This window comes from Streptomyces sp. NPDC016459 (assembly GCF_040632845.1).
Lineage (GTDB): Bacteria > Actinomycetota > Actinomycetes > Streptomycetales > Streptomycetaceae > Streptomyces.
In genome coordinates this window covers 59,835-83,549 of sequence record NZ_JBEYCR010000003.1, presented here as the reverse complement: position 1 = coordinate 83,549, position 23,715 = coordinate 59,835, and the positions used below count along the sequence as shown (strand labels likewise).

Sequence of the window (23,715 nt, the reverse complement as noted above, 5' to 3'; positions counted from 1 at the left end):
ACCGGAGTCGCGCGGGTCGATACTTTCGTATCGGTCGCCGTAGACGAGCGGCGGGCGCGGCGGGCCGCCGCTGCCCGCCATGATCGGGTCATGAAGGGTTTTCTGGAGGGCCTGGGTGCCCTGGTGTTCGTGGCGGGTGTCTGCGGAGTGATCCGCGAGTTGACGGACGGCTGGTTCAGACTGGTGGGTCTGACCCGGTTCCTCACGGAGAACGTGGGGTTCCTGGAGGGCCGGGCGCTGTTCGCGAACATCGTGATCGCGGTTCTCGGCATGACCCTCGCGATATCGGCGAGCCGCTTGGTGAAGTCCTGACCGGCCGTCCCGGGGCCGGGCGCCCGCGCTGTCGACACGCGTGACCCCGGCGTGACGCTCGGCCATGCGGCGGGGGGGCCGCCGGCGTCGAAGAACCTATCCGGCGGTGTCGCCTGCGGCCCTGCGGCCCCAACTGGTGCCCGCGAGCACCAGGACCGCGCCCGCGAGGCCGAGGACGCCGGGGCGGTCGCCGGCGAGGGCGATGCCCGCGGCGGCGGCCCAGAGCGGTTCCGTGCCGAGGAGCAGGCTGACCCGGGACGGGGAGGTCCGGCGGACCGCCCACATCTGCACGAAGAACGCGAAGAGCGTGCAGAAGACGGAGAGGAAGAGCAGTCCGGCCCACTCGCGGGGCCCGAAGTCGAGGGCCACCGTCCAGGGCGGGGCGCCGGTGCCGGGGAAGGCCGCGATGACGGCGAAGACGGCTACGGCGGTGCCGAGTTGGACGGTGGTGAGGGAGAGCGAGTCGGCATCCTGGACCGCCGTGGTCCGGGACATGGCCAGGACGTGGACGGTACGGGCGACGGCGGCGAGCAGCATGAGGAGGTCGCCGAGTGAGGGGGTGGTGAAGCCGCCGCCCTGGGTGAGGAGGACGACACCGGTGACGGAGAGCACGGCGGCCGCGAGGAAGGCGCGGGGCGGTCTGACCCTGGTGACGGCGGCCTCGGCGAGCGGGGTGAGGATCATGGTGAGGCTGATGATCAGGCCCGCGTTGGTGGCGGAGGTGTGGACGACGCCGTAGGTCTCCAGGAGGAAGATGCCGCTGAGGATGAGCCCGAGGGTCGCGGCGCCGCGCCACTGGGCCGCGCTCAGGGCCCGGAGCCTGGTCCAGCCGGCGATGACGAGGACGGGCAGCACCACCGCGAACCGCAGCACGAGGACCGCGATGACGGTGTGGGTGGTGGTGATGCCCTTGGCCGCGAGATAGCTGGCGCCCCAGACGACGGCGACGAGCAGGACGGGTAGATCGGTGAGCCAGGCGCGGGGCGGGGCGCCGAGGGACAGGGGTGGGGCGAGGGGGGTCGAGGCTGCCATGGCGGGCCGGTCTCCACGTCTCTGGGTGGGGTGGAGACTTCGACGGCTCGCACACGGAGCGATCACCGTACCCGGACCGGCCCGTGGTGGCTACACCTTTCCGGGGGCGTCGTATCAGTAGCTGCCGTACGCGGGCCGGCCCGCCAGCTCGTACGTGTGGATGGCGATGCCGGAGCCGGTGGTCCGCGCGGCGGCGTGCCGGAAGGCGGCGGGGTGGACGCCGTCGGAGAAGAGGCGGCGACCGGTGCCGAGGATGACGGGGAACACGAGCAGGTGCAGGGTGTCGATCAGGTCGTGGTCGAGGAGCGTCCGGGCGAGACCGGCGCTGCCGTGCATCTGGATCTCGCCGTCGGTGCGCTCCTTGAGGGCGGCGACCTCCTTGACGACGTCCCCGCGGAGGAGGGTGGTCCCCGCCCAGTCGGCGGAGTCGAGGGTGGAGGTGGCGACGTACTTGGGGAGGGCGTTGAGCTTGCTCGCGACCGGGTCGGCGGGGTCGGTCTGCTTCGGCCAGTAGCCGGCGAAGATCTCGTACGTACGGCGGCCGAGGAGGAAGGCCGCCGGCCGGACGAAGACCTCCTCGACGAACCGCCCGAAGTCCTCGTCGCCGTACGGCACGGACCAGCCGCCGTGCTCGAAGCCGCCGCTGGGGTCCTCGTCCGGGCCGCCGGGGGCCTGGTGGACGCCGTCGAGGGTGAGGAACTGGGTGAGGCTGAGCGTGGCCATGGGGGTGCCCTTTCGTCTCCGGTCCATCGTGTCTCACCGGTACAGACGGCACCGCACGGCGAAAGTCATCGGTGGCAGGGTCGGGGTCCGATTCCCGCCGGTGCCCGGGCCCTCGGCCGACTTTCATTGAACCCGCAACCACTCAGGTCTTTCGCACGGAGGTTTCGGGATGTCCACGATGAACGGCACGGCGGTTCTGGTGACGGGCGGTAGCAGGGGGATCGGTGCGGCGACGGCCCTCCGCCTCGCTCGGGAGGGCGCCGACGTGGCCTTCACCTACGTCCAGGACGAGGCGCGGGCCGGGGAGGTGGCCGCGCGGATCGAGGCGACCGGGCGCAAGGCGCTCCCCCTGCGGGCCGACGCGGCCGACGCCGGGGACGCGGCGGGTGCGGTGGATTGGGCGGCGGACGCCCTGGGACGGCTCGACGTCCTGGTGAACAACGCGGGCGTCGGGGTGCTCGGCCCCCTGGAGACGCTGGCTCTCACGGACGTGGACCGGGTCCTCTCGGTGAACGTCCGGGCGGCTTTCCTCGCCTCGCAGGCGGCGGCCACGCGGCTGCCGGAGGGCGGCCGGATCATCACGATCGGCAGCTGCATGGCGCAGCGGGTGCCGGGCCCCGGCGGGACGCTCTACGCGTTGAGCAAGACGGCCCTGATCGGCCTGACGAAGGGACTCGCCCGGGACCTCGGCGGCCGTGGCATCACGGCGAACCTCGTCCATCCGGGCCCCGTCGACACCGACATGAACCCGGCGGACGGCCCGTACGCACAGGGCCAGGCGACCTTGACGGCCCTCGGCCGCTTCGGCACCGCGGACGAGGTGGCCGCGCTGGTCGCGTTCCTGGCGGGACCGGAGGGGCGGTACGTGACGGGCGCGGAGTTCGCGGTGGACGGCGGGCACGCGGCGTGACCCGGGCAGGACGGCGTCACCCGTGGGACGCCGACGGCCGGACGCCGCCCGTCGGACGCCGGCCGTCGGACGCCGGCCGTCACCCTCGACCGCCGGCCGTCACCCCTCGACCGCCGGACCTCGCACCTCGGGCTCTGGACCCCGGAACCTTGACCTCGGGCCTCGGGCCCCGGAGTGCGGGCCTCGGGCCCCGGGCCTCGGGCTTCGGGTAGCGGGCCTCGGATTGCGGGCCTCGGGCCTCGGGCCTCGGATTGCGGGCCTCGGGCCTCAGGCCCCGGCGAGTGAACCGAAGGGGCGCGCCGGGGGAACGGCCCCGAGCGCGCGGAGCCTCCTGAGGGACGAAGGAGGCGAGCACGGTCGGGGCCGTGAGCCCGGCTCTGGCGCCCCGGAGGCGAACCGAGCCCCGAAAAAAGGGGGGAGGGCGCACCGGTGCTGTCGGGCCGGTGCGCCCTCGCGGGCCGGGCGGGGTGTCGTACCCGCCCGGATTCAGGGTGCTACCCGCCCAGCTCCTGGTGGCGGGCGGTCAGCCGTGCCGTGCCGGCCTCCGTGAGGGAGCCGTAGAGGCGGAGGCGAGAGATGCCGCCGTCGGGGTAGATGTCGACCCGGACACGGGAGCCGACCGCCGGGGTGCCCAGCACGAAGCGGTGGTTGGTGTCGGGCTGGAGGCGGGTCCGGGGCAGGATCTCGGTCCACTCCTCGGAGCCCTCGGCGGCGACGGAGAGGGCCGCCCAGCCGGCGCTGTTGCCCTTGAGGTAAGCGGTGTCGATCTCGACGGCGCGGATCTCGGACTCGGCGGCGAGCTGGTAGCGGATCCAGTCGTTGCCCTTGTCGCGGCGGCGGCGGGTCTCCCAGCCGTCGTCCATCTTGCGGGAGCGGCCCGGCTGGATGGTGTTGGTCGCCGGGGAGTAGAAGCGGTCGGAGGCGTCCTCGACCTGGCCGCCGTTCTCCAGGGCAGCGAGGTCGAAGGTGCCGAGGACGCCGAGCCATGCCGGGTCCGGGGCGACCTCGCCGTACACGCGGAGGCGGGCGATGCCGCCGTCGGGGTGCTGGTTGACGCGCAGGTGGGTGAAGCGCTGCTCGATGTCGACGGCGAAGCCGTTGGCGGCGTGGCCGCCGACGGCGGTGCGCGGGACGAGCGTCGTCCACTTGACGTCGCCGGCGAGGAGTTCCTCGGGCGAGGGCGAGCCGGCGACGGAGACGGCCTCGACGGAGACGGCCTGCGGGTAGTTGCCGCGGAAGTGGGCCGTGTCGACGATGATGCCCCGGATGACACCGGGCGCGCCGAGCCGCACGAGGGCCCAGTCGTGGTCGTCCTCGGTGGGGTGGGGCTGCTGGGCGGAGATCCCGCGACGGCGGCGGGTCTCCCAGCCGTCCATGATCTTGCCCTTGTGGCCGAAGTGTTCGGGGTCGAACTCGGCGGCCTCGGGCTTGAGCAGGTTCTCGCGCTCGGCGAAGAACTCGTCGTTGGCGGCGATGACACCCGCGCCGAGGCGCCGGTCGGCGAGGTCCGCGTACCGGGTGAAGGCGAAGTCGGCCGTTCGGTAGTCGGCGTACGGGTCGCCGCCGCCGTAGGGGCTGGCGTCACCGGTGAAGGAGGGTATGCCGCTGCTCACGGGTCAGTTGTTCCTTTCGAGGAGGCGGCCGGAGGGCTCGGCGAGGACGCCGTGATCGGCGATCCGCTCTCCGCGCAGCCAGGTGGAGGTGACGACACCGCTGAGGGTCTTGCCCGCGTAGGCGGTGATCCGGTTGCGGTGCTGGAGCTCCGCCGGGTCGACGGTGAAGGTGGCGTCCGGGGCGAGGACGGCGAAGTCGGCGTCGCGGCCGGCTTCGATGGCGCCCTTGCGGGTGAGACCGGCGAGCCGGGCCGGCCCCTCGGACATCCAGCGGACGACGTCCTCCAGGGTGTGGCCGCGTCGGCGGGCCTCGGTCCAGATGGCGGGCAGACCGAGCTGGAGGGAGGAGATGCCGCCCCAGGCGGACAGGAAGTCGGGGGTCTTGAGGTCGGCCGTGGACGGCGAGTGGTCGGAGACGACGCAGTCGATCGTGCCGTCCGCGAGCCCCTGCCACAGCGCGTCCTGGTTGGCGGCCTCGCGGATGGGCGGGCAGCACTTGAACTCGGTGGCGCCGTCCGGGATCTCCTCGGCGGTGAGTGTGAGGAAGTGCGGGCAGGACTCGACGGTGATCTTGACGCCCTCGGCCTTGGCGGCGGCGATGAGCGGCAGCGCGTCGGAGGAGGAGAGGTGCAGGACGTGGACGCGGGCGTCGAGCCGACGGGCCTGGTTGACCAGGTTCTCGATCGCGGTGTTCTCGGCGTCCCGGGGGCGGGAGGCGAGGAAGTCGGCGTACGCGCCGCCCGGACGCTGGGGCGCGGCGGCGAGGTGGTGGGGGTCCTCCGCGTGGACGATCATCAGGCCGCCGAAGCCGGAGATCTCGGCGAGCGAGGTCGCCAGCTGCTCCTGGTCGAGTTCGGGGAACTCGTCGACGCCGGAGGGCGAGAGGAAGCACTTGAAGCCGAAGACGCCGGCGTCGTGGAGCGACCGCAGGTCCTTGACGTTGTCGGGCAGGGCGCCGCCCCAGAAACCGACGTCGATGTGGGCCTTGCTGCGGGCGACCTCCTGCTTGACGCGCAGGTTCTCCACGGTGGTGGTCGGGGGCAGCGAGTTGAGGGGCATGTCGAGCAGGGTGGTGATGCCGCCGGCGGCGGCCGCGCGGGTGGCGGTCCAGAAGCCCTCCCACTCGGTGCGGCCGGGGTCGTTCACGTGCACATGGGTGTCGACGAGTCCGGGCAGGACGACGTCGTCGCCGACGTCCTCGAGCCGGGCGCCGTCGGGTACCTCGGCGTCGTACGGCAGCACGGCCGTGATCGTCCCTCCGGAGACGGCGATCGACGCCGGGCGTGTCCCCTCGGGGGTGATGACACGCGTCGAGCGCAGGACCAGGTTGACGTCCACCCGTACCCCTCTCTTCAAGTGACTCGCAGAGCAAACTGAGAATTTCAACGAACTGTTGAAAAGGAGTCTTCACTTCCGGGCGACATGTCGTCAAGGGCACACTTCCAGCATCGGCCACCGGCGAACCCGTCTTGGATGTTTCCACAAAGTGGAATCGGAATTCCGTACAGTAGAACGTAGCTCCCCACAGGCAGAGCGGAGCCGGACCCCGCCGAGCCCTCCCCGACACCGGACAAACACCCCCCTGACCGGCCCGTACACCGGCACCGGGGCCGCATGCCCCGGCCGGTGGCCCGGTAGGCTGCTGCCTTGCCCGCCCGCCTCGAAAGGACCGTTGACGTGCCGACGTCCAGCGCCAGCACCACCGACGCCGCCAAGCCCGCCGCGAGCGGAGGCGTCCAGTCCCTTGAGCGTGCCTTCGACCTCCTGGAGCGGATGGCCGACGCCGGGGGCGAGGTCGGGCTGAGCGAGCTCTCCGCCAGCAGCGGACTCCCCCTCCCCACCATCCACCGCCTGATGCGCACCCTGGTCGCCTGCGGCTACGTGCGCCAGCAGCCCAACCGGCGGTACGCGCTCGGCCCCCGGCTCATCCGGCTCGGCGAGTCCGCCTCCCGCCTCCTCGGCACCTGGGCCCGCCCGTACCTCGCCCGGCTCGTCGAGGAGACCGGCGAGACGGCGAACATGGCGCTGCTCGACGGCGACGAGATCGTGTACGTGGCACAGGTGCCGTCCAAGCACTCCATGCGCATGTTCACCGAGGTCGGCCGACGGGTGCTGCCCCACTCGACCGGCGTCGGCAAGGCGCTGCTCGCGCACACCCCGGCGGAGGAGGTACGCGCGCTGCTCGCCCGTACCGGCATGCCGGCCGCGACCGAGAAGACGATCACCACGCCGGACGGCTTCCTCGACGCGCTCGTCGCGGTCCGCGAGACGGGGTACGCGGTCGACGACAACGAGCAGGAGATAGGAGTCCGCTGCCTCGCGGTGTCGGTGCCCAACTCCCCCACCGCCGCGGCCATCTCCATCTCGGGCCCGGCGGGCCGGGTCACCGAGGCGGCCACGGAGAAGATCGTCCCGATCCTCCAGCAGGTCGCCCGCGAACTGTCCGCGGCACTGGCGAACACGGCGGGCAACGGGACGGCGTAGCCGTCTACGGCCATGACGAAGGGCCGGACCTCGACCGACGGCGGCGCAGCCCACCGCCCGGGGACCTCGACCGACGGCGACCCAGCCGCCCGGGATCCCGCCGACCGACGGTGGCGCAGTAGCCCGGGATCCCACCGACGGGCGGCGGCGGCTCAGCCCGTGCGCCCCGGCTCCGCCGACAGGCGGCGGCCCAGCCCGTCCGCCCGGGGCTTCGCCCGGCGGGCAGTGACCTGGCGAAGGCCCCGCCGTCCCTGCCTCCCGAGCCGAATCGGATACCTCAGCCCGTCTCCACCGGCTCCGTGAGCCGGCCGTCGTGGACCGTCACCGTGCGATCCGCCCTGGCGAGGTGGGTCCTGTCATGGGTCACGAGCACCGTGGCCGTCCCCCGCTCCTCCGTCAGCCCGGCCAGCAGGTCCATGACCGTCGCCCCCCGCTCCTGGTCGAGCGCGCTGGTCGGCTCGTCGACCAGGAGGACGGAGGGCTCGTTCATCAGCGCCCGCGCGATGTTCACGCGCTGCCGCTGACCGCCGGAGAGCTGGTGCGGCCTGCGGTGGGCCAGGTCCGCGAGGCCCACCGCGCCGAGGAGTTCCAGGGCCCGGCCCCGTACCGCCTTCGGCGTCCGGCCCGACAGGTGCGCCATCACCTGGAGCTGCTCCGCAGCGGTCAGCGAGGGCAGCAGGTTGGGCTGCTGGAAGACGATCCCGATGTGTTCGCGGCGCAGCTCGGCGCGGGTGGCGGGGGTGAGCGGCCCCGTGTCCGTACCGGCGACGACGACCCGTCCCCGGTCCGGGGTGACGAGGGTGGCGGCGACCGCGAGCAGACTGGACTTGCCGGAGCCTGAGGGGCCGACGACGGCCGTGAGCGTACCGGCGGGGACGACGAGGGAGACGTCGTCGAGGGCGGTGAGACGCCCGTCCCCGTCGGGGTAGGTGAGGGTGACGGCATCGAGGACGAGGCTCATCGGGTGCTCCTGGCAGGGGTGAGGACGGGGCTCGTCGTGCGCTCCGGGAGTGCGTCGGGACCGGGATTCGCCAGGCGCTCCCGAAGCGCGTCGGGACAGGGGCTCATCGGGCGCTCCCGAGGGCGGTCAGCGGGTCGACGGCGGTGATCCGCCGGATGGACAGGGCCGCGCCGAGGACACCGAGCACGATGATCACGGCGGCCGGTCCGAGGACGGTGAGGGGTTCCAGGACGAAGGGCACGTTCCCGCCGCTGACCAGCGCGCCGATGGCGACCGCGAGCGCGGTGCCGAGCAGCGTGCCCGCGGCGAGCATGAGGACGGCCTGGCCGAGGGCGTCCCCGAGGAGGTACGGGGTCGAGGCGCCGAGCGCCTTGAGGACGGCGACGTCGCCGCCGCGCTGGATGGTCCAGACGGTGAAGAAGGCCCCTATGACCAGCGCGGAGATGGCGAAGAGGAACCCGCGCATGAGCTGGAGCGAGCCGTTCTCGGCCTGGTAGGACCCCAGGGCGGTGAGTGCCTCGTCGACGGTCCGCGCCTCGGTGCCGACGGCCGTGTCGCCGGCCGCCCAGTCGGCCCCGTCGCCCCCGCGCAGCGCGATGACGGTGGCCTGTTCCCGCGTGTCCGTGCCGTCGTGGCCGATCCGCTGCCAGTCGTTGAGGGAGGTCCACACGACGGGGGTGTGGCTGTACGAGGCGTCGCCGGCGACCGCCGCGACGGTGAGCTCGAGGGGCCCGAGGCGGACGGCGTCGCCCGTGGAGACGTCCAGTTCCTCGGCGGCCGACGCGGAGAGGACGGCTTTCGCCGGCGCGGGGGCCACGGGTGCGAGCCCGCCCTCGGGTTCCGTACCGAAGGCGGACACGGCGGCGGTACGGTCCCCGGCGGCGCCGTTGAGCGTACGGATACCGAGCGGCGCCGCGGCCGTCACACCGGGCCGCCCCGACCAGCGGCGCCACTGCTCCTCGGTCACCGTCGAGCTGGTGAAGGAGACCGGCTGCCCCGACGGCGGCGCCGCGAAGGCGAGCCGGTCGGCGGGCAGTCCGGTGATCGCGGAGATGTTCTCCCGCGCGAGCCCGGCGGTCAGCCCTGACAGCAGCCCGACGAGCAGGGTGATCAGCACGATCACGGTGCCCATGAGGGCGAATCGCCCCTTGGCGAATCTGAGGTCTCTCCATGCCACGAACATGCTGACCAGAGTGGTCCGACCGGTACCCGGCGGGCATCGCGCCACGGATGGCTCCGCGATCAAACTTTCGGTTGAGTCCGGATTGTCGGCCGATGTCTACGCTGGAGGGATCATGGATCCGCTTCCCTCCCCCCACCCCGTACCGCGCCCCTCCCTCCACCCCGCCCCGCGCGCGCTGCACCTCTGTCTGCACCTGCTGACGGCGGGGCTGCTCGCCCTTGCCGCGGTACGGGCGGACTCGGCCGCGGGGACGGTGATCGCGGTGGTGACGGGCGCCGTCTACGCGGCCGGTTCGTACCTGCCGTCCGTGCGGAGTTCCCGGCGGGCGGCCGCCGTGTGGCTCGGGGTGCTGTGCGCGTCCTGGTTCGCGCTGCTCTGGCTGACCCCGGAAGCGCTCTGGGTGGCCTTCCCGCTCTACTTCGTCCAGCTGCACCTGCTGCCCGCGCGCTGGTCGCTGCCGGTGGTGGTGCTGACGGCGGGCGCGGCGATCCTCTCGTACGTGGGGCACGGCGCCCCGCTCAACCCGGGGGTCTTCGTCGGGCCCCTGCTCGGGGCGGCGGTCGCGGTGGCGACGGTTCTGGGCTATCAGGCCCTGTACCGGGAGAGCGAGCGGCGGCGGCGACTCATCGAGGAGCTGATCGCGGCCCGGGAGGAGCTGGCGGCGGCCGAGCGGCACGCGGGGACGCTCGCCGAGCGGGAGCGGCTCGCGCGGGAGATCCACGACACGCTCGCGCAGGGCCTGTCGTCGATCCAGCTGCTGCTTCGGGCCGCCGAGCGGGCACTGCCCCCGGACTCCCCGGCCGCGGGTCACATCGACCGGGCCCGGCGGGCGGCGCAGGACAACCTGGCGGAGGCACGACGCTTCGTGCGGGCCCTGTCCCCACCTGACCTCGAACACGGCTCCCTGGCGGCGGCCCTGGAGCGACTGTGCCGGCCGGGGGCGGGCGAGGGCCTGTACGCGCCGGAGACCCGGCCCGAGCCGAACCCGCCGGAGACCTGGCCCGAGCCGAACCCGCCGGAGGCCCGGCCGGAGCCGTACGGGTCGAAGGCCGCCACCGGGGCGCACGAACCGCAGGCCTCGTCGGAGCCGTACGCGTCGGCGGCCGGGCCGCGGGTTCGCTTCTCCGTCAGCGGTGCACCGGTCGAGCTGCCGACCCCGTACGAGGTGGCGCTGCTGCGGATCGCCCAGTCGGCGCTCGCGAACACGGTGCGGCACGCGGGCGCCTCGCGGGCGGAGATCACGCTGTCGTTCATGGACGCCTCGGTCACCCTGGACATGGTCGACGACGGCCGGGGCTTCGAGCCCGCCTCCGTGCGCCGCCCTTCGTCCGACGGCGGTTTCGGGCTTCCGGCGATGCGCTCGCGGGCGGAGTCGCTCGGCGGCACGTTCACCGTGGAGTCCGCGCCCGGTCAGGGCACGGCCGTCGCCGTCTCCCTCCCCCTCCCGGCTGGAGTCTGAACCATGGCCATCCGTCTTCTTCTCGCCGACGACCACCCGGTGGTACGGGCGGGCCTGCGCGCGGTCCTCGACACGGAGCCGGACTTCGCGGTCGTCGCGGAGGCCGCCACCGCCGAGCGCGCGGTGGAGCTGGCCGCCGCGGGGGGTGTGGACGTCATCCTGATGGACCTGCAGTTCGGGTCGGGGATGCACGGCTCGGAGGCGACGGCGGCGATCACGGCGGCGCCCGGCGGGGTGAAGGTGCTGGTCCTGACGACGTACGACACGGACGCGGACATCCTGGCGGCGGTGGAGGCCGGCGCCTCCGGCTACCTCCTGAAGGACGCGCCGCCGGAGGAGCTCGCGGCGGCGGTACGGACGGCGGCGGCCGGGCAGTCGGCGCTCGCGCCGGCGGTGGCGCACCGGCTGATGGACCGGATGCGGACCCCGGTGGAGGCGCTGACCAGGCGGGAGCTCGAAGTGCTCCAGCTGGTCGGCGAGGGTCTGTCGAACCAGCAGATCAGCAAGGTGCTCTTCCTGAGCCAGGCGACGGTGAAGTCGCACCTGGTGCATGTCTTCGCGAAGCTGGGCGTGGACTCGCGCACGGCCGCCGTGGCGGCGGCGACGGCACGTCGGCTGATCAGGCGGTAGGTCCGGGGTCCTGGGCGGGCGGGGGTCCGAAGAGTTCGACGGCGCGGCGGACCCCGGCGAGGCCTGCGGCGAGCGCGCTGACGGAGCCGACGGCGCCGGCGACGAGCAGCAGCGAGCGGCGCAGCCGCCGTACCTCCGGGGCGCCGCTGAGCGCCATCGCGTCCAGGGCGGCGAGCTCGTCCTCGGCGATGCCACGGTCGGTGAACTCGACGCGGTGGGCGGCCAGTTCCCGCCGGAGCCGGGACACGGCGGACCGCAGTTCGGCCACCCTGGGGTCCACGCCCTCGCCGGTCACTCGCCTCTGCCCCACGCTTCGCAACATGGTTCTCCCCCTCGCACGACACTGTGCGCAGTACGACTTGCCCCCGGACTCACCACACACACCTCGGGCAGACCCTGAAGGGGTCGGCGCCGTGAGCCGCGGGCCAGTTAACTCCTTCGCCACCCCGGCGCGCCACCCTTGGTGGGCGGAATTCAGGCGACCGTGTCATTCCGCCTGATGCGGTATGCACTCCCCATGACATCTGTGAATGAACGAACGCCCGTCGTGGCCGGTCTGCTGCTCGCCGGCGGGGGCGGGCGGCGACTCGGGGGCCGCCCCAAGGCGCTGCTGTCACACCGGGGGCGGCCGCTAGTCGAGCACGCGGTGGGGGTGCTGCGCGCGGCGGGCTGCGGGGTGGTGCACGTGGTCCTCGGGGCGTCGTCCGATGCCGTTCGGGAGCGGGCGGAGCTGCCCGGTTGTGTGCTGGTGGACAACCCGGGGTGGGCGGAGGGGATGGGTTCCTCGCTGCGGGCCGGGCTCGCCTCGCTGGCGGCCGATCCGCGCGGGGTGGACGCGGCCCTCGTCCTCCTGGTCGACCAGCCGGGGATCGGAGCGGAGGCGGTGTCCCGGGTGCTGGGGGCGTACGGCTCGCGGGACACGCTGGCGGCCGCTTCGTACGACGGGGAGCGCGGCCATCCGGTGCTGTTCGGCGCCGGGCACTGGGCGGGCATCGGCGCGTCGGCGGTCGGCGACCGGGGGGCTCGGGACTATCTGGCGGCACACCGGGATGCGATCACCCCGGTGGACTGTTCGGATGTGGCGGAGCCCTATGACATCGACACGGAGGCGGATCTGACTCATCTGGAGTGAGGGGCGCGCGCGGGGCGTGAGCCGGGCGTACACGGCATGGCACCGAGCGCCATGTTCTGTCGATCCGGAGAATCTCGACATCAACAAACCATTGAACTTCCACCATGAGGAAACTAGTATCCACTGTTCAGAAGCGCCTGCTCGTACAGAAGGCGCTTGCGGCCGTATCTCGGCGCCTGCGGCACTCCGTGCCGTCCCGCGACGCCCGGCGGCCGTCTGGCACCGCCCGTGAAGTCCGCTGAAGGAAGTGACAGTTCATGTCCGCACCAGCGCCGTCCCCCCTGGCCGTCGTCGATGCCGAGCCCCTGCCGCGTCAGGAAGAGGTGCTCACCGAGGCCGCCCTGGCCTTCGTCGCCGAACTGCACCGGCGGTTCACACCGCGCCGGGACGAACTCCTCGCCCGCCGGGCGGAGCGCCGCGCCGAGATCGCCCGTACGTCCACCCTGGACTTCCTGCCGGAGACGGCGGCCGTCCGCGCCGACGAATCCTGGAAGGTCGCACCGGCCCCGGCGGCCCTGAACGACCGCCGTGTCGAGATCACCGGCCCGACCGACCGCAAGATGACGATCAACGCCCTGAACTCCGGCGCGAGGGTCTGGCTGGCCGACTTCGAGGACGCCTCGGCGCCGACCTGGGAGAACGTCGTCCTGGGTCAGCTCAACCTGATCGACGCGTACACCCGGAAGATCGACTTCACCGACGCGCGCTCGGGCAAGTCGTACGCCCTGGGGCCCGCCGACCAGCTCGCCACGGTCGTCATGCGGCCCCGCGGCTGGCACCTGGAGGAGCGTCACCTCACCTTCGACGGACGCCCGGTGCCCGGCGCGCTCGTCGATTTCGGGCTGTACTTCTTCCACAACGCCCAGCGGCTCATCGACCTCGGCAAGGGCCCGTACTTCTACCTGCCGAAGACGGAGTCACACCTGGAGGCCCGCCTCTGGAACGAGATCTTCGTCTTCGCCCAGGACTACGTCGGCATCCCGCAGGGCACCGTCCGCGCCACGGTCCTCATCGAGACCATCACGGCCGCGTACGAGATGGAGGAGATCCTCTACGAACTCCGCGACCACGCCGCCGGGTTGAACGCGGGACGCTGGGACTACCTCTTCTCCATCGTCAAGAACTTCCGTGACGGCGGAGCCAAGTTCGTCCTGCCGGACCGCAACGCGGTCACGATGACGGCCCCGTTCATGCGCGCGTACACCGAACTCCTCGTGCGCACCTGCCACAAGCGCGGCGCGCACGCGATCGGCGGCATGGCCGCGTTCATCCCGTCCCGCAAGGACGCCGAGGTGAACAAGGTCGCCTTCGAGAAGGTCAAGGCCGACAAGGACCGTGAGGCCGGCGACGGCTTCGACGGCTCCTGGGTCGCCCACCCCGACCTGGTGCCGATCGCGATGGCCTCCTTCGACGCCGTGCTCGGCGAGAGGCCGAACCAGAAGGACCGCCTCCGCGAGGACGTCTCCGTGGCGGCCGGCGACCTGATCGCCATCGACTCGCTGGACGCGAAGCCCACGTACGACGGTCTGGTCAGCGCCGTGCAGGTCGGCATCCGCTACATCGAGGCGTGGCTGCGCGGCCTCGGCGCCGTCGCGATCTTCAACCTGATGGAGGACGCGGCCACCGCCGAGATCTCGCGCTCGCAGATCTGGCAGTGGATCAACGCCGGCGTCGTCTTCGAGAACGGCGAGACGGCCACTCCCGAACTGGCCCGCAAGGTCGCCGCCGAGGAGCTGGCCGCGATCCGCGCCGAGATCGGCGAGGAGGCCTTCGCGGCCGGCCGGTGGCAGCAGGCCCACGACCTGCTCCTCCACGTCTCCCTCGACGCCGACTACGCGGACTTCCTGACGCTGCCCGCGTACGAGCAGCTGGTCGGCTGACCGCACAGCGGCCGAACAGCACACCGAACACAGGACTCTGCCCCCGATGCCCGCACAGGCATCGGGGGCAGAGCCCTGCCGTATGCCCAGTCACGGGCCCTGCACCTGTTGATCCACAGGGGCCGTGACTGAACCGAGATATGCAGCTACCTAGCGGTAACAAGCCGGGGCGTGCGAGATTCCGCCATGCCACCGGCCGGCGGCTGTCCCCCACGTCACTGCGTACCGCAGGAGCACAGCCATGCCTTCGACCCCCCACCGTGCGCTGCGCGCACTCCTGGCACTGTGTACCGCCGCCGGGCTCGCCTCCGTCGCCGCCCCTCCCGCCCAGGCGTCACCCGGCACCGGCCCCACCGCCGTCGTCGCCATGGGCGACAGCTACATCTCCGGCGAGGCCGGCCGCTGGCTCGGCAACAGCCTCACCGACTCCGGCAGCCGCAACGGCACGGACCGCGCCTGGACGGGCAGCGGATACGCCCCCTCCCGGGTGTACGGGACCACCGCCGGCGGCTGTCACCGCTCGGACACCGCCGAGGTGCTCAGCGCGGGACCGATCGCGAGCTCCCTGATCAACCTGGCCTGCTCGGGCGCGACCACGAAGAACGTCATCCGCGCCTCCGAGGGCGGCCAGGCCTACAAGGGCGAGGCCCCGCAGGCCGACCGGCTCGCGGCCGTCGCCGCCTCGCACGACGTGAAGCTGATCGCGCTCTCCGTCGGCGGCAACGACCTCGGCTTCGCCGACATCATCACCAACTGCGCCACCGACTACATCGTCTGGTACTCGTACTGCCACGACGACCAGCAGGCCGAGGTCGACGCGCGGATCGACGCCGTGATGGCGGACGTCGGCCGCTCTGTCGACGAGATCCGGGCCGTGATGGCGGGCGCGGGGTACTCCTCGTCGGACTACCGGATCGTCCTCCAGTCGTACCCGTCCCCCATCCCGCGCGCCGCCGAGAACCGGTACGGCGAGAGCGGCTGGGCCCGTACGAACACCGGCGGCTGCCCCTTCTGGAACGCCGACTCCGACTGGGCCCGCGACTCCCTCGTCCCGCAGCTCGCCAACCGGCTGAAGGGCGTGGCCACCGCCAAGGGCGTGCAGTTCATGGACCTGCGGGACGCACTCCAGGGGCGCGAGGTCTGCGCGAGGTCGAGCCGTCAGGTGACCTCGACCTCGCCCGCCTCCGGGACGACGAGCGAGTGGGCGCGGTGGATCGACAGCCAGAGCACCCAGGGCCTCGTCCAGGAGTCCATGCACCCCAACGCCTACGGCCAGCAGGCCCTCGGCCGCTGCCTTGCCCTGATCCACGCCCGTCCCACCGGCCACCACAGCTGCCGCAACACGGCGGGGTCGGGGACGTCCGGGATGTACCTCACGGCGGGGTGAGCGCGGGGCTCGTCACGGGTTGAGACCGAGAGGGCCCAGGACCCGCTCCGTCTCGTGGTGGTCCGCCTCCCTCATCGCCCGCACCAGGGCCGCGGACCCGCCCGGCCAGGCGGCGGCCGCCGTGTCGAACGCGGTACGGCGCGCTTCCAGGGGGCCCTTCTTCGCGGGCAGCGCGTCGAGGACGTAGAGCGCCCGCGCCGAGGTGCCGACCTGGACCAGGTCGGACGGTTCGCCCCGCAGACGCAGGGCCTGGTGGGCGTACGCGCCGATCACCGGGTCCCTGAGGGCGCCGCGCAGGGCGTCGGGCGGTGCGGAGGCGGTGTCGAGGGCGCCGAAGAGCTCGCGGACGGCGGCCGCGTCGGAGCTGCCGGCGTGGACCGTACCGAGGGCGGAGAGCAGCTGGGACCAGGCATCGGCGGTGTCCCCGCGCGCGTGGAGCCAGTCGGCGAGCACGCGCGCGGAGACGCTCAGCGGCCAGCCCGCCGCGGCGGCGACCAGCTCGGGCGCCGCCCATCGCCTGGCATCGGCGGCGCGGGGCGCGGCGATCCCGCGCACCCCGAGCAGGTACCGCACGGCGCCCGCGCCGCGCGGGGTGAGTCCGAAGGCGTCGCCGGCGCGGAAGACGAGGCCGGTGGCGGCGAGCCGGTCGAGGACGGCGGCGAGTTCGCGGGCCGGCCCATCGAGCCCGGCCCGGTCCGCCTCGGTCAGCCCCGTCGCGCCGAGGAGCCGGACGAGTTCGGGCAGCGGTGGCAGAGCGTACGCGTCGGGCGCGTCGGCCGGGACCGGTACGGGCCCGTCCTCCAGATCCGGGTCGACGGACCAGTCCTCGTACTCGGCGGCCTTGCGGGCGACGGACTCCGCCGAGCAGCCGCGCCGGTAGGCCACGTACAGGAGATGGGGAGCCTCCCCGCCGTACGGTTCGAACTCCTCCTCCGCCAGCTCCTCGACCGCGGCGATGAGGGTGTCCGCGTCCGCCTCGACGGGCCCGGCCTCGATCACGGGCGGCGGGGGTACGGGGCAGGCGACGTCGCCGTAGTGGTCGAGGTGCTCGTCGAGGAGGGCGTCGGCGAGGACCAGGTGGGGGAAGGCGTCGGGGCCCGGCGCGAACCGCGCGTACGGTCCGGCGAGCTGTTCGGCGAGACCGGCGGCGGTCCAGCGGTCCTGGAGCGCTGCGGCCACCCGCCCGATGCCCGTCGCGACGGCGTGGTCGGTGAGCAGGGGGCCGGTGGCGGGCGGTTCCTCGGCGTCCCGGACGTACGCGCGCGTGAGGGCCTCGGCGAGGAGGACGTCCGCGAGGGCCGTACGCCCCATGAGATCGGCCCGGTGCACCCCGTCGGGGAGCGGCGCCCCGTCGAGGGCGGTGAGCCGACGCCGTACGTCCTCGGGGTCGCCCAGGTCCGCGCCGCAGGCCCGCAGGAGGGAGGCGTACCAGCGGTGCCAGGTGAGGTTCCCGGGGTCCGTCATGGCCCGCTCGAAGTCGGGCCCTGCTTCGGCCACGACGGCGGCGACCCGCTCGCGCAGATCCCCGTCGAACCCCGCGGCGAGCTTCCCGAGGACCGCCGGGTAGACCGGGAGCTCCCCGGGCGCCGCGTACACGAAGATGGGCAGGTCCTCGACGAGCAGCTGCCGGACGAGCGCCGGCGTCGGCTCCGGCAATCCGCTCCCCCGGTCGGCTCCCCTGAGGGCGAGCAGTCCCAGGACCGCCTCGGCGGCACGGACGAAGACAGGATCGCGGCGCTCGGGCGCTCCGTCGAGGAAGCTGTCGAGCCCGGTGTTGGTGAGAACGGTCTCGGCCACGCTCCCAGGGTAGATCGGCGGGGACGAATCGGGCGGGCGACGCAGGCGGGAGGGACGCCGGGAATCACGGGTCGGCGAGGGTGACGCCCGTCAGCGCACCACCACCGTCCGGGGGGCCGAGAAGTCGCCCCAGGTGCCGTCGGGGAGCCGGGCGCGGAGGGTGACCGTGTACCGGGTGCCCGGTGGGTCCTGGACCGGGAAGGTGTAGGTGGCGCGGTCGGGGGGTGGGGCGGTGCCCCAGATGATGGTGGTGGTGAAGCGGCCGTCGAGGTGGAGTTCGTGATGGGTCACCGGGGCGCCCGTGTCCGGTGGGGTCCAGGTGACGGTGATCTCGCGCTTGGCCGAGGTGACTGCGAGGCGGGTGGGGGCGGTGTTCGGGGGCGCGCCCGGGGACGGGGCGGTGGTGAGGTCGGCGGTGGCGCTGTCCGGAGAGGAGTTCTCGGCGGCGTCGCGGGCGCGGACGGTGAACGCGTAGGCGGTGCCTGGGCGCAGCCCGCCGACGTGGGCGCTTGTGGCGGTGCCGGGGACGCTGTGGATGCGGGTGTCGGCCCGGTAGACGTCGTACGCGGTGACCCCGGTGTCGTCCCTGGCCGGGGACCAGCGGAGGGTGACGGCCCGGCCGCCGTCGGGCGTGGCGCGGAGGCCGGTCGGGGCGGTCGGGGGCGTGCGGTCCTCCGCGGTGGCCCGGAGCGTGGTCGCGGTGACGGTGGCGCTGGGGGGTGAGACGTTGCCGGCGGCGTCGCGGGCGCGGACCGCGAAGCGGTGGGGGGTGGCGGGGGCGAGCCCGACGACGTCGGTCATCAGGGTGGCGGCGGGCAGGTCCTTGATCCTGCGGCCCTCGCTGTAGACCGTGTAGCCGGTGACGGCCCGGTCGTCGGTGGCCGCGCTCCACATGACGTGGACGGTGCTCGCGCTGCCGGCGGTCGCGGTGACTCCGGAGGGGGCGGCGGGCGCGCGGGTGTCCTCGACCTCGGGCGCGGCGGCGCCGGAGCACCCCGCGAGGACGAGGGCGCCGGTGAGCGCGAGGGGCGTCAACAGGCGTGCGACGAGCGGACGTTGCACGGGGCGGCCTCCGTCCGAAGCGGTCCGTCAAAAAGGTCCAGACCTATATCGCACAGCCGGGTCGACCTCTGCAAGAGGGGCGTTGTCAGTGGCGTGCGCTTCACTATGAACATCACTCTCCGTAGTCGATTCTGGGGGAATCATGACGGACCGTACGACCTACGTGACCTTCGCCGGGGTACGCCGACGGGGCTGGACCGACACGATGGTGCGCGACCTGCTCGGCACGCCCGACGTCCAGGGGCGGGATCCGCGCCGCTGGTCCCTCGCGCCGTTGCGGCTGTACCTCCTGGCCCGGGTCGAGACCGTGGAGCGGACCCCCGAGTTCGCCGAGACCTCGGCGTTCGGCCCCGCCCGCTCCTCGGCCGCCGCGGCCTACGCCGAACGGCGACGGGGCGCCGTACTCGCCGCGATCCGGGCGGAACCGATCGAGGTGCCCCGGCTCCCCGGGCCCGAACTGGAACGACGGGCGGTGCGCCACCGGCAACTGCTCGGCGCGCGCAGGCCGGGCGGAGCAGGAGACGGGCCGGGCGGCAGGCCGTCGGCCGGGACCGTTTCGGTGGCGCTCACCGGCGGGTCGGCCGGAACCGTCTCGGCGGCCCCGGGCGGCGGACCGCCGGCCGGGACCGTTTCGGCGGCGCTCACCGACGGGTCGGCCGGGCCGCCGGCGGGAGCCCTCGTGCGGTGGCAGGTGACCTACCTGCGGCATGTCCTGTCGCGGTACGAGGTGCTGCTCGACGGCCTGTACGGGGAGACCGGACGCGGCGAGGCCGAACGGCTGCTGCGGCGGCGACTGTACGAGGCGATCGGCACCGCGTACCCCAGGCTGGCCGCCGAGTGCCGCCGGCGGATCGCGGTGGAACGGTGAACGGCGTCGGTGCGTGGCTCCGTGGGCGTGTCGACCGCCTCGGGGGACGGCTGCCTGAGCGGGTCGGCCACGTCGATGCGTGGCTCCGTGAGCTTGTGGGCCGCGTCGGGGGACGGCTGCCTGAGGGGGTCGGCTGGGGTCGGCTGCCTGAGCGGGTCGGCTGGGGTCGGCTGCCTGAGCGGGTCGGCTGGGGTCGGCTGCCTGAGCGTCGGGCGGTCCGGCGTCGTGACGGCGACCGGGCCTCGCTGTCCGACGGTGTCCGAGCCCGGGTCCGGGTCCGTGACCGCGTCCCGGCCCGGCTCCGGAGCCGTCACACGGACAGCAGTCGGACGATCGCCCGGCAGGCCGCCGGGATCGGGGCCACGATCCTGACCGGGCAGCGTGACCGGAGGTCCTCGGCCGCCTCGCCCAGCGGGCCGCCGCCGATGACGACCGCCCGCGCCCCGTCCCTTTCCGCGCAGGCCCGGACCGCAAGCTCCAACCGGTCGAGGAGCAGGGCCGGATCGGCGGAGAGGTGTGCGGCGTCCCCGACGGTGAGGCGGATGCCGGTGAACCGGTCGGCGAGGCCGAGCGCCGACACGTGGTCGCTGACCGCGGCGGCCAGGAGCGGCGTCGTGGTGGCGACCCCGAAGGGCGTCCCGTCGGCGGCGGCCTCCCTGAGGGCCGCCTCGCCGATGCCCACGACGGGGACGTCCACCGCCGCGCGCAGCGCCGCCACGCCCGGGTCGCCGAACGCACCGACGACGAGCGCCGCGCAGCCGCCCGCGGCCGTGGCGCGGAGGCCCGCGGCGAGGACCTCGGGGCAGGCGGCGCGCAGGGCGGCCGGGTCGGTGAGCATGCCCGGGCCCCGGGCCACGGTGACGCCCCGGACGGGGAGCACGCGGCCCAGGGTGCGGCGGGCGATGGCGGTCATCATAGCGGTGGTGGCGGTGGAGGTGTTGGGGTTGACCAGCACCACGGCCCCGGGCCCCGCGGTGTGCGCGGGGACCGGGGCGGTCGGGGGGAGGACGGGCGGGTTCAGTGGACGTGCGCCGCCTTCGCCGTGTGGGTGCCGGAGATGTCCTCGCCCGGCTCCATGGGCGCGGTCACCTCGTCGTCGTCCCGGCCCCGGCCCAGGTGGTTGAAGACCACGTTGAGCAGGACCGCGGCCACACAGCCGGTCGAGATGCCGGAGTCCAGGATGATCTTCGCGGTCTCCGGGAAGGCGTGGTAGAACTCCGGCGCGGTGATCGGGATGATGCCGACGGCGAGGGAGACGGCCACGATCAGGACGTTGTTGTCCTTCTCCAGGCCGGCCTTCACCAGGGTCTGGATACCACTGGCGGCGACCGAGCCGAAGAGGACGACGCCCGCGCCGCCGAGGACCGGCCGGGGGACGACCGAGATGAGGGAGGCGGCGACCGGCGACAGACCCATCAGGACCAGGAACCCGCCGCCGCATGCGACGACGAAGCGGCTGCGGATCCGGGTCATGGCTACCAGACCGATGTTCTGCGCGAAGGCGCTGCACATGAAGCCGTTGAAGAGCGGGCTGATCGCGGAGCCGAGGGTGTCGGCGCGCAGTCCGGCCGCGATGGTCTTCTCGTCGGCCGGCCGGTCGACGATCTCGCCGAGCGCCAGCATGTCGGCGGTCGACTCGGTCATGGAGACCAGCATGACCACGCACATGGAGATGATCGCGGCGAGGGCGAACTGGGGGCCGCCGAAGTGGAAGGGCGACGGGAAGCCGACGATGTCCGCCTCGGTCACCGGGGAGAAGTCGGTGACGCCGAACGGGATGGCGATGACGGTGCCGATGACGAGGCCGACGAGGACGGCGATCTGCTTGAGGAAGCCGCGGGTGAAGCGGCGGAGCAGCAGGACGACGACGAGGGTCATGCCGGCCAGACAGAGGAACGTGGTCGAACCGTAGTCCGCGGCCTTGGGGTTGGGCCCCTGGGCCCAGCCGAACGCCACCGGGAGGAGGGAGACGCCTATGAGGGTGATCACGGTGCCGGTGACGACCGGCGGGAAGAACCGCACGAGCCGGGAGAACCAGGGCGCGGCGAGGAAGCCGAGGAGTCCGGCGACGATGATCGCGCCGAAGATCACGGGCAGCGCGTCGGCCTTGTCATCGGTGGTGTCGACGATGGCGAGCATCGGAGCGACCCCGGCGAAGGTGACGCCGTTGACGAACGGCAGCCGGGCACCGATCTTCCAGACGCCCAGCGTCTGGAGGAAGGTCGCGAGACCGGCGGTGAAGAGGCTGGCGCCGGTCAGGAAGGTGAGTTCGGTGCCGGAGAGGCCGACGGCCGCTCCGACGATCAAGGGCGGGGCGACGACCCCCGCGTACATGGCGGCCACGTGCTGGAGGCCGCTGGTGAGCATCTTCACTGGGGGCAGCGTCTCGTCGACCGGATGCGTCACCCGGTCTTCGGGGGCGGAGCCTGCGTCTTGTGCATTGCGAACCTGGGGCTTGGCGGCCACGGCGGTTCCTCCGGTCGGTTACACGTCGGCGGCGACGCGGGGTTCAGGGAGGTGGTGCGATGCGGTGCGAGGTGCAGGAGGTGCGGCTCGGTGCGGGGGTGGTGCGGTGCGCGCGCGGGGAGGCGGCGGCGCGGGGACGGGGTGCCCGATGGGGGTACGGGCGGATGTCACCGTCCCGGAAGGTGCCGTACGTCTTCTGCGTACGGCACCTCCCGGTCGGGCTGCCGCGGACCCCGCTCGGGTCCGCGGCGACCGACCGAGGGCCGTCCCCCTCGGTCGGACTCCATGGGGAGGGTCAGCCCTGGGCCGCGATGCGGGCCAGGCGCTGTGCCTCCGCGCGCGCTTCGCGCGCGATGGTGTCCTCGTCGACGGTGAGCAGGCGGTCGTTCTCGACGATCTGCCTGCCGTTGACGAAGGACGCCGTGACCGGGGCCGCCGCGCCGAAGACGATGGCGGTGACCGGGTCGGCGATGGTGGAGTGGCCGAGGCCGTCGATCTTCCAGAGGACGAAGTCGGCGAGCTTGCCGGCTTCGAGCGAGCCGATGTTGTCGGCGCGGCCGAGGACCTGGGCGCCGCCGTAGGTGCCGAGGCGCAGGGCCTGGCGGGCGTTGAGCGCGGCCTCGCGGTGGGCGCCGAGGCGGTTGATGAGGAGCGCGTTGCGCAGCTCGGTGTGGAGTTCGCCGGACTCGTTGGAGGCGGTGCCGTCGACGCCGAGGCCGACGGGCACACCGGCCTTGAGCATGTCGGGGACGCGGGCGATCCCGGCGGCGAGGCGCGCGTTGGAGGAGGGGCAGTGTGCCACGCCGGTCTTGGTGCGGGCGAAGGCGGCGATGTCGGAGTCGTTCATGTGAACGCAGTGCGCCATCCACACGTCCTCGCCGAGGAAGCCGGTGGACTCGAAGTAGTCCGTCGGCCCCATGCCGAAGAGCTCGTGGCAGAACTTCTCCTCCTCGACGGTCTCCGAGCCGTGGGTGTGCATGCGCACCCCGAGGCGGCGGCCGAGCGCCGCGCCCTCCCGGAGGAGTTCGGTGGAGATGGAGAAGGGGGAGCAGGGGGCGACGGCCACCTGGGTCATGGCGTCGAAGGAGGCGTCGTGGAACTTCTTCACCGTCTCCTCGGTCGCTGCGAGCGCGCCCTCGGTGGTCTCGACGGCGAAGTCCGGCGGCAGGCCGCCGTCCTTCTCGCTGCGGTCCATGGAGCCGCGGGCGAGCGTGAAGCGGACGCCCATGTCGGAGGCGGCGCCGATGATGGCGCCGGAGAGGTTACCGGAGCCCTGCGGGTACACGTAGTGGTGGTCCATGGCGGTGGTGACACCCCCGCGGGCCATCATCGCCAGCGAACCCCGGGCGGCGGCGCGCACCATCTGCTCGTCGATCCGCGCCCAGGTCGGGTAGAGCGCGACGAGCCAGTTGAAGAGGTTGTGGTCGGTCGCCAGACCCCGGGTGATCCACTGGTAGAAGTGGTGGTGGGTGTTGACGAGACCGGGCGTGATCAGGTGACCGGAGGCGTCGATCCTGCGGACCACGTTCTCCAGGCCCTCGGGAGCCCGGCCGGCACCGATGGACTCGATCTTGTTGTCGGCCACGACGAGGTAGCCGGAGGCGTATTCGGTGTCGTTCGCGTCGACCGTCGCGATCGCCGCGTTCTCGATGACGATGCGCTGGGCTGCCGAAGGTGCTGCCATGGCGGTGGTTCCTTCATTCCTCTGGGGTGGAGTGGGCACGGCAGGACCCTAGGAGGATTTGAGTGCCGGAGCCCTGTGGCGGCTCCGGGTGCCGAGGTGGTGGAAGAACGGGGTGCGCGGGACGGCGACGAG

General features: G+C 73.2%; 21 protein-coding genes. 9 read left to right on the top strand and 12 right to left on the bottom strand.

What is annotated here, in order from left to right; all coding sequences use genetic code 11:
* Nucleotides 1-90: 90 nt before the first annotated feature.
* Nucleotides 91-312 carry a hypothetical protein gene (locus ABZ567_RS10550; protein WP_360786688.1) on the top strand — a complete coding sequence of 74 codons (222 nt, stop codon included), beginning with the start codon at nucleotides 91-93 and terminating at the stop codon, nucleotides 310-312.
* A 96-nt stretch (nucleotides 313-408) separates the two neighbouring features.
* Here the strand turns inward: ABZ567_RS10550 and ABZ567_RS10545 are convergent, their stop codons facing one another.
* Both ABZ567_RS10545 and ABZ567_RS10540 read right to left on the bottom strand, forming a co-directional pair.
* The gene (locus tag ABZ567_RS10545) at nucleotides 409-1,344 is read right to left on the bottom strand and encodes a DMT family transporter (protein ID WP_360786686.1); all 936 of its coding nucleotides are present in this window, start codon (nucleotides 1,342-1,344) and stop codon (nucleotides 409-411) included.
* Between the two features lie 114 nt (nucleotides 1,345-1,458).
* Nucleotides 1,459-2,067 (bottom strand): dihydrofolate reductase family protein, encoded by a 609-nt coding sequence (locus ABZ567_RS10540; RefSeq protein ID WP_360786684.1) that lies wholly within the window; start codon nucleotides 2,065-2,067, stop codon nucleotides 1,459-1,461.
* 169 nt (nucleotides 2,068-2,236) lie between these two features.
* On the opposite strand from ABZ567_RS10540, the gene ABZ567_RS10535 reads away from it, so the two are divergent.
* A complete protein-coding gene (locus ABZ567_RS10535) occupies nucleotides 2,237-2,977 on the top strand; it encodes an SDR family oxidoreductase (protein WP_360786682.1) in 741 nt (246 codons plus the stop codon).
* 494 nt (nucleotides 2,978-3,471) lie between these two features.
* Here the strand turns inward: ABZ567_RS10535 and alc are convergent, their stop codons facing one another.
* Nucleotides 3,472-4,590 (bottom strand): allantoicase, encoded by a 1,119-nt coding sequence (gene alc, locus ABZ567_RS10530; RefSeq protein ID WP_360786680.1) that lies wholly within the window; start codon nucleotides 4,588-4,590, stop codon nucleotides 3,472-3,474.
* Nucleotides 4,591-4,593: 3 nt separating this feature from the next.
* Nucleotides 4,594-5,928, bottom strand: a complete 1,335-nt coding sequence (gene allB / locus ABZ567_RS10525) for an allantoinase AllB (RefSeq protein ID WP_360786678.1) — start codon at nucleotides 5,926-5,928, stop codon at nucleotides 4,594-4,596.
* A 339-nt stretch (nucleotides 5,929-6,267) separates the two neighbouring features.
* On the opposite strand from allB, the gene ABZ567_RS10520 reads away from it, so the two are divergent.
* Nucleotides 6,268-7,074 (top strand): IclR family transcriptional regulator, encoded by an 807-nt coding sequence (locus ABZ567_RS10520; RefSeq protein WP_360786676.1) that lies wholly within the window; start codon nucleotides 6,268-6,270, stop codon nucleotides 7,072-7,074.
* A gap of 277 nt (nucleotides 7,075-7,351) precedes the next feature.
* On the opposite strand, the gene ABZ567_RS10515 is transcribed toward ABZ567_RS10520, so the two are convergent.
* Both ABZ567_RS10515 and ABZ567_RS10510 read right to left on the bottom strand, forming a co-directional pair.
* Nucleotides 7,352-8,035 carry an ABC transporter ATP-binding protein gene (locus ABZ567_RS10515; RefSeq protein ID WP_360786674.1) on the bottom strand — a complete coding sequence of 228 codons (684 nt, stop codon included), beginning with the start codon at nucleotides 8,033-8,035 and terminating at the stop codon, nucleotides 7,352-7,354.
* 103 nt (nucleotides 8,036-8,138) lie between these two features.
* On the bottom strand, nucleotides 8,139-9,218 hold the full coding sequence (locus ABZ567_RS10510; protein WP_360786672.1) for an ABC transporter permease: 1,080 nt from the start codon (nucleotides 9,216-9,218) through the stop codon (nucleotides 8,139-8,141).
* Between the two features lie 112 nt (nucleotides 9,219-9,330).
* On the opposite strand from ABZ567_RS10510, the gene ABZ567_RS10505 reads away from it, so the two are divergent.
* Together ABZ567_RS10505 and ABZ567_RS10500 are read left to right on the top strand one after the other, a co-directional pair.
* Nucleotides 9,331-10,677: a sensor histidine kinase gene (locus ABZ567_RS10505; RefSeq protein WP_360786670.1), complete on the top strand. Its 1,347-nt coding sequence runs from the start codon at nucleotides 9,331-9,333 to the stop codon at nucleotides 10,675-10,677.
* A 3-nt stretch (nucleotides 10,678-10,680) separates the two neighbouring features.
* A complete protein-coding gene (locus ABZ567_RS10500; RefSeq protein ID WP_360786668.1) occupies nucleotides 10,681-11,307 on the top strand; it encodes a response regulator transcription factor in 627 nt (208 codons plus the stop codon).
* Here the strand turns inward: ABZ567_RS10500 and ABZ567_RS10495 are convergent.
* Nucleotides 11,297-11,629 carry a DUF5955 family protein gene (locus ABZ567_RS10495; RefSeq protein WP_360786667.1) on the bottom strand — a complete coding sequence of 111 codons (333 nt, stop codon included), beginning with the start codon at nucleotides 11,627-11,629 and terminating at the stop codon, nucleotides 11,297-11,299. The genes ABZ567_RS10500 and ABZ567_RS10495 overlap by 11 nt on opposite strands.
* A gap of 195 nt (nucleotides 11,630-11,824) precedes the next feature.
* On the opposite strand from ABZ567_RS10495, the gene ABZ567_RS10490 reads away from it, so the two are divergent.
* From ABZ567_RS10490 to ABZ567_RS10480, 3 genes are all read left to right on the top strand, one after another.
* Nucleotides 11,825-12,439, top strand: coding sequence for a nucleotidyltransferase family protein (locus ABZ567_RS10490; RefSeq protein ID WP_360786665.1), 615 nt, complete (start codon nucleotides 11,825-11,827; stop codon nucleotides 12,437-12,439).
* Between the two features lie 257 nt (nucleotides 12,440-12,696).
* The gene (aceB, locus tag ABZ567_RS10485; protein WP_360786663.1) at nucleotides 12,697-14,319 is read left to right on the top strand and encodes a malate synthase A; all 1,623 of its coding nucleotides are present in this window, start codon (nucleotides 12,697-12,699) and stop codon (nucleotides 14,317-14,319) included.
* A gap of 241 nt (nucleotides 14,320-14,560) precedes the next feature.
* Entirely contained in the window at nucleotides 14,561-15,706 is a 1,146-nt protein-coding gene (locus tag ABZ567_RS10480) for a GDSL-type esterase/lipase family protein (RefSeq protein WP_360786661.1), read from the top strand.
* A gap of 12 nt (nucleotides 15,707-15,718) precedes the next feature.
* On the opposite strand, the gene ABZ567_RS10475 is transcribed toward ABZ567_RS10480, so the two are convergent.
* Together ABZ567_RS10475 and ABZ567_RS10470 are read right to left on the bottom strand one after the other, a co-directional pair.
* Complete coding sequence (locus ABZ567_RS10475; protein WP_360786660.1) at nucleotides 15,719-17,503, bottom strand: hypothetical protein; 1,785 nt, start codon at nucleotides 17,501-17,503, stop codon at nucleotides 15,719-15,721.
* 90 nt (nucleotides 17,504-17,593) lie between these two features.
* Nucleotides 17,594-18,565, bottom strand: coding sequence for a fibronectin type III domain-containing protein (locus tag ABZ567_RS10470; protein WP_360786658.1), 972 nt, complete (start codon nucleotides 18,563-18,565; stop codon nucleotides 17,594-17,596).
* A 142-nt stretch (nucleotides 18,566-18,707) separates the two neighbouring features.
* Here ABZ567_RS10470 and ABZ567_RS10465 point away from each other — a divergent pair, with 142 nt between their 5' ends.
* Nucleotides 18,708-19,433, top strand: coding sequence for a hypothetical protein (locus ABZ567_RS10465; protein ID WP_360786657.1), 726 nt, complete (start codon nucleotides 18,708-18,710; stop codon nucleotides 19,431-19,433).
* Between the two features lie 310 nt (nucleotides 19,434-19,743).
* Here the strand turns inward: ABZ567_RS10465 and ABZ567_RS10460 are convergent, their stop codons facing one another.
* The 3 genes from ABZ567_RS10460 to ABZ567_RS10450 form a co-directional block, all read right to left on the bottom strand.
* The gene (locus ABZ567_RS10460) at nucleotides 19,744-20,391 is read right to left on the bottom strand and encodes an aspartate/glutamate racemase family protein (RefSeq protein ID WP_360786655.1); all 648 of its coding nucleotides are present in this window, start codon (nucleotides 20,389-20,391) and stop codon (nucleotides 19,744-19,746) included.
* Nucleotides 20,392-20,450: 59 nt separating this feature from the next.
* Nucleotides 20,451-21,800 carry a nucleobase:cation symporter-2 family protein gene (locus ABZ567_RS10455; protein WP_360787589.1) on the bottom strand — a complete coding sequence of 450 codons (1,350 nt, stop codon included), beginning with the start codon at nucleotides 21,798-21,800 and terminating at the stop codon, nucleotides 20,451-20,453.
* 394 nt (nucleotides 21,801-22,194) lie between these two features.
* Entirely contained in the window at nucleotides 22,195-23,583 is a 1,389-nt protein-coding gene (locus tag ABZ567_RS10450; protein WP_360786653.1) for an 8-oxoguanine deaminase, read from the bottom strand.
* Nucleotides 23,584-23,715: the final 132 nt, after the last annotated feature.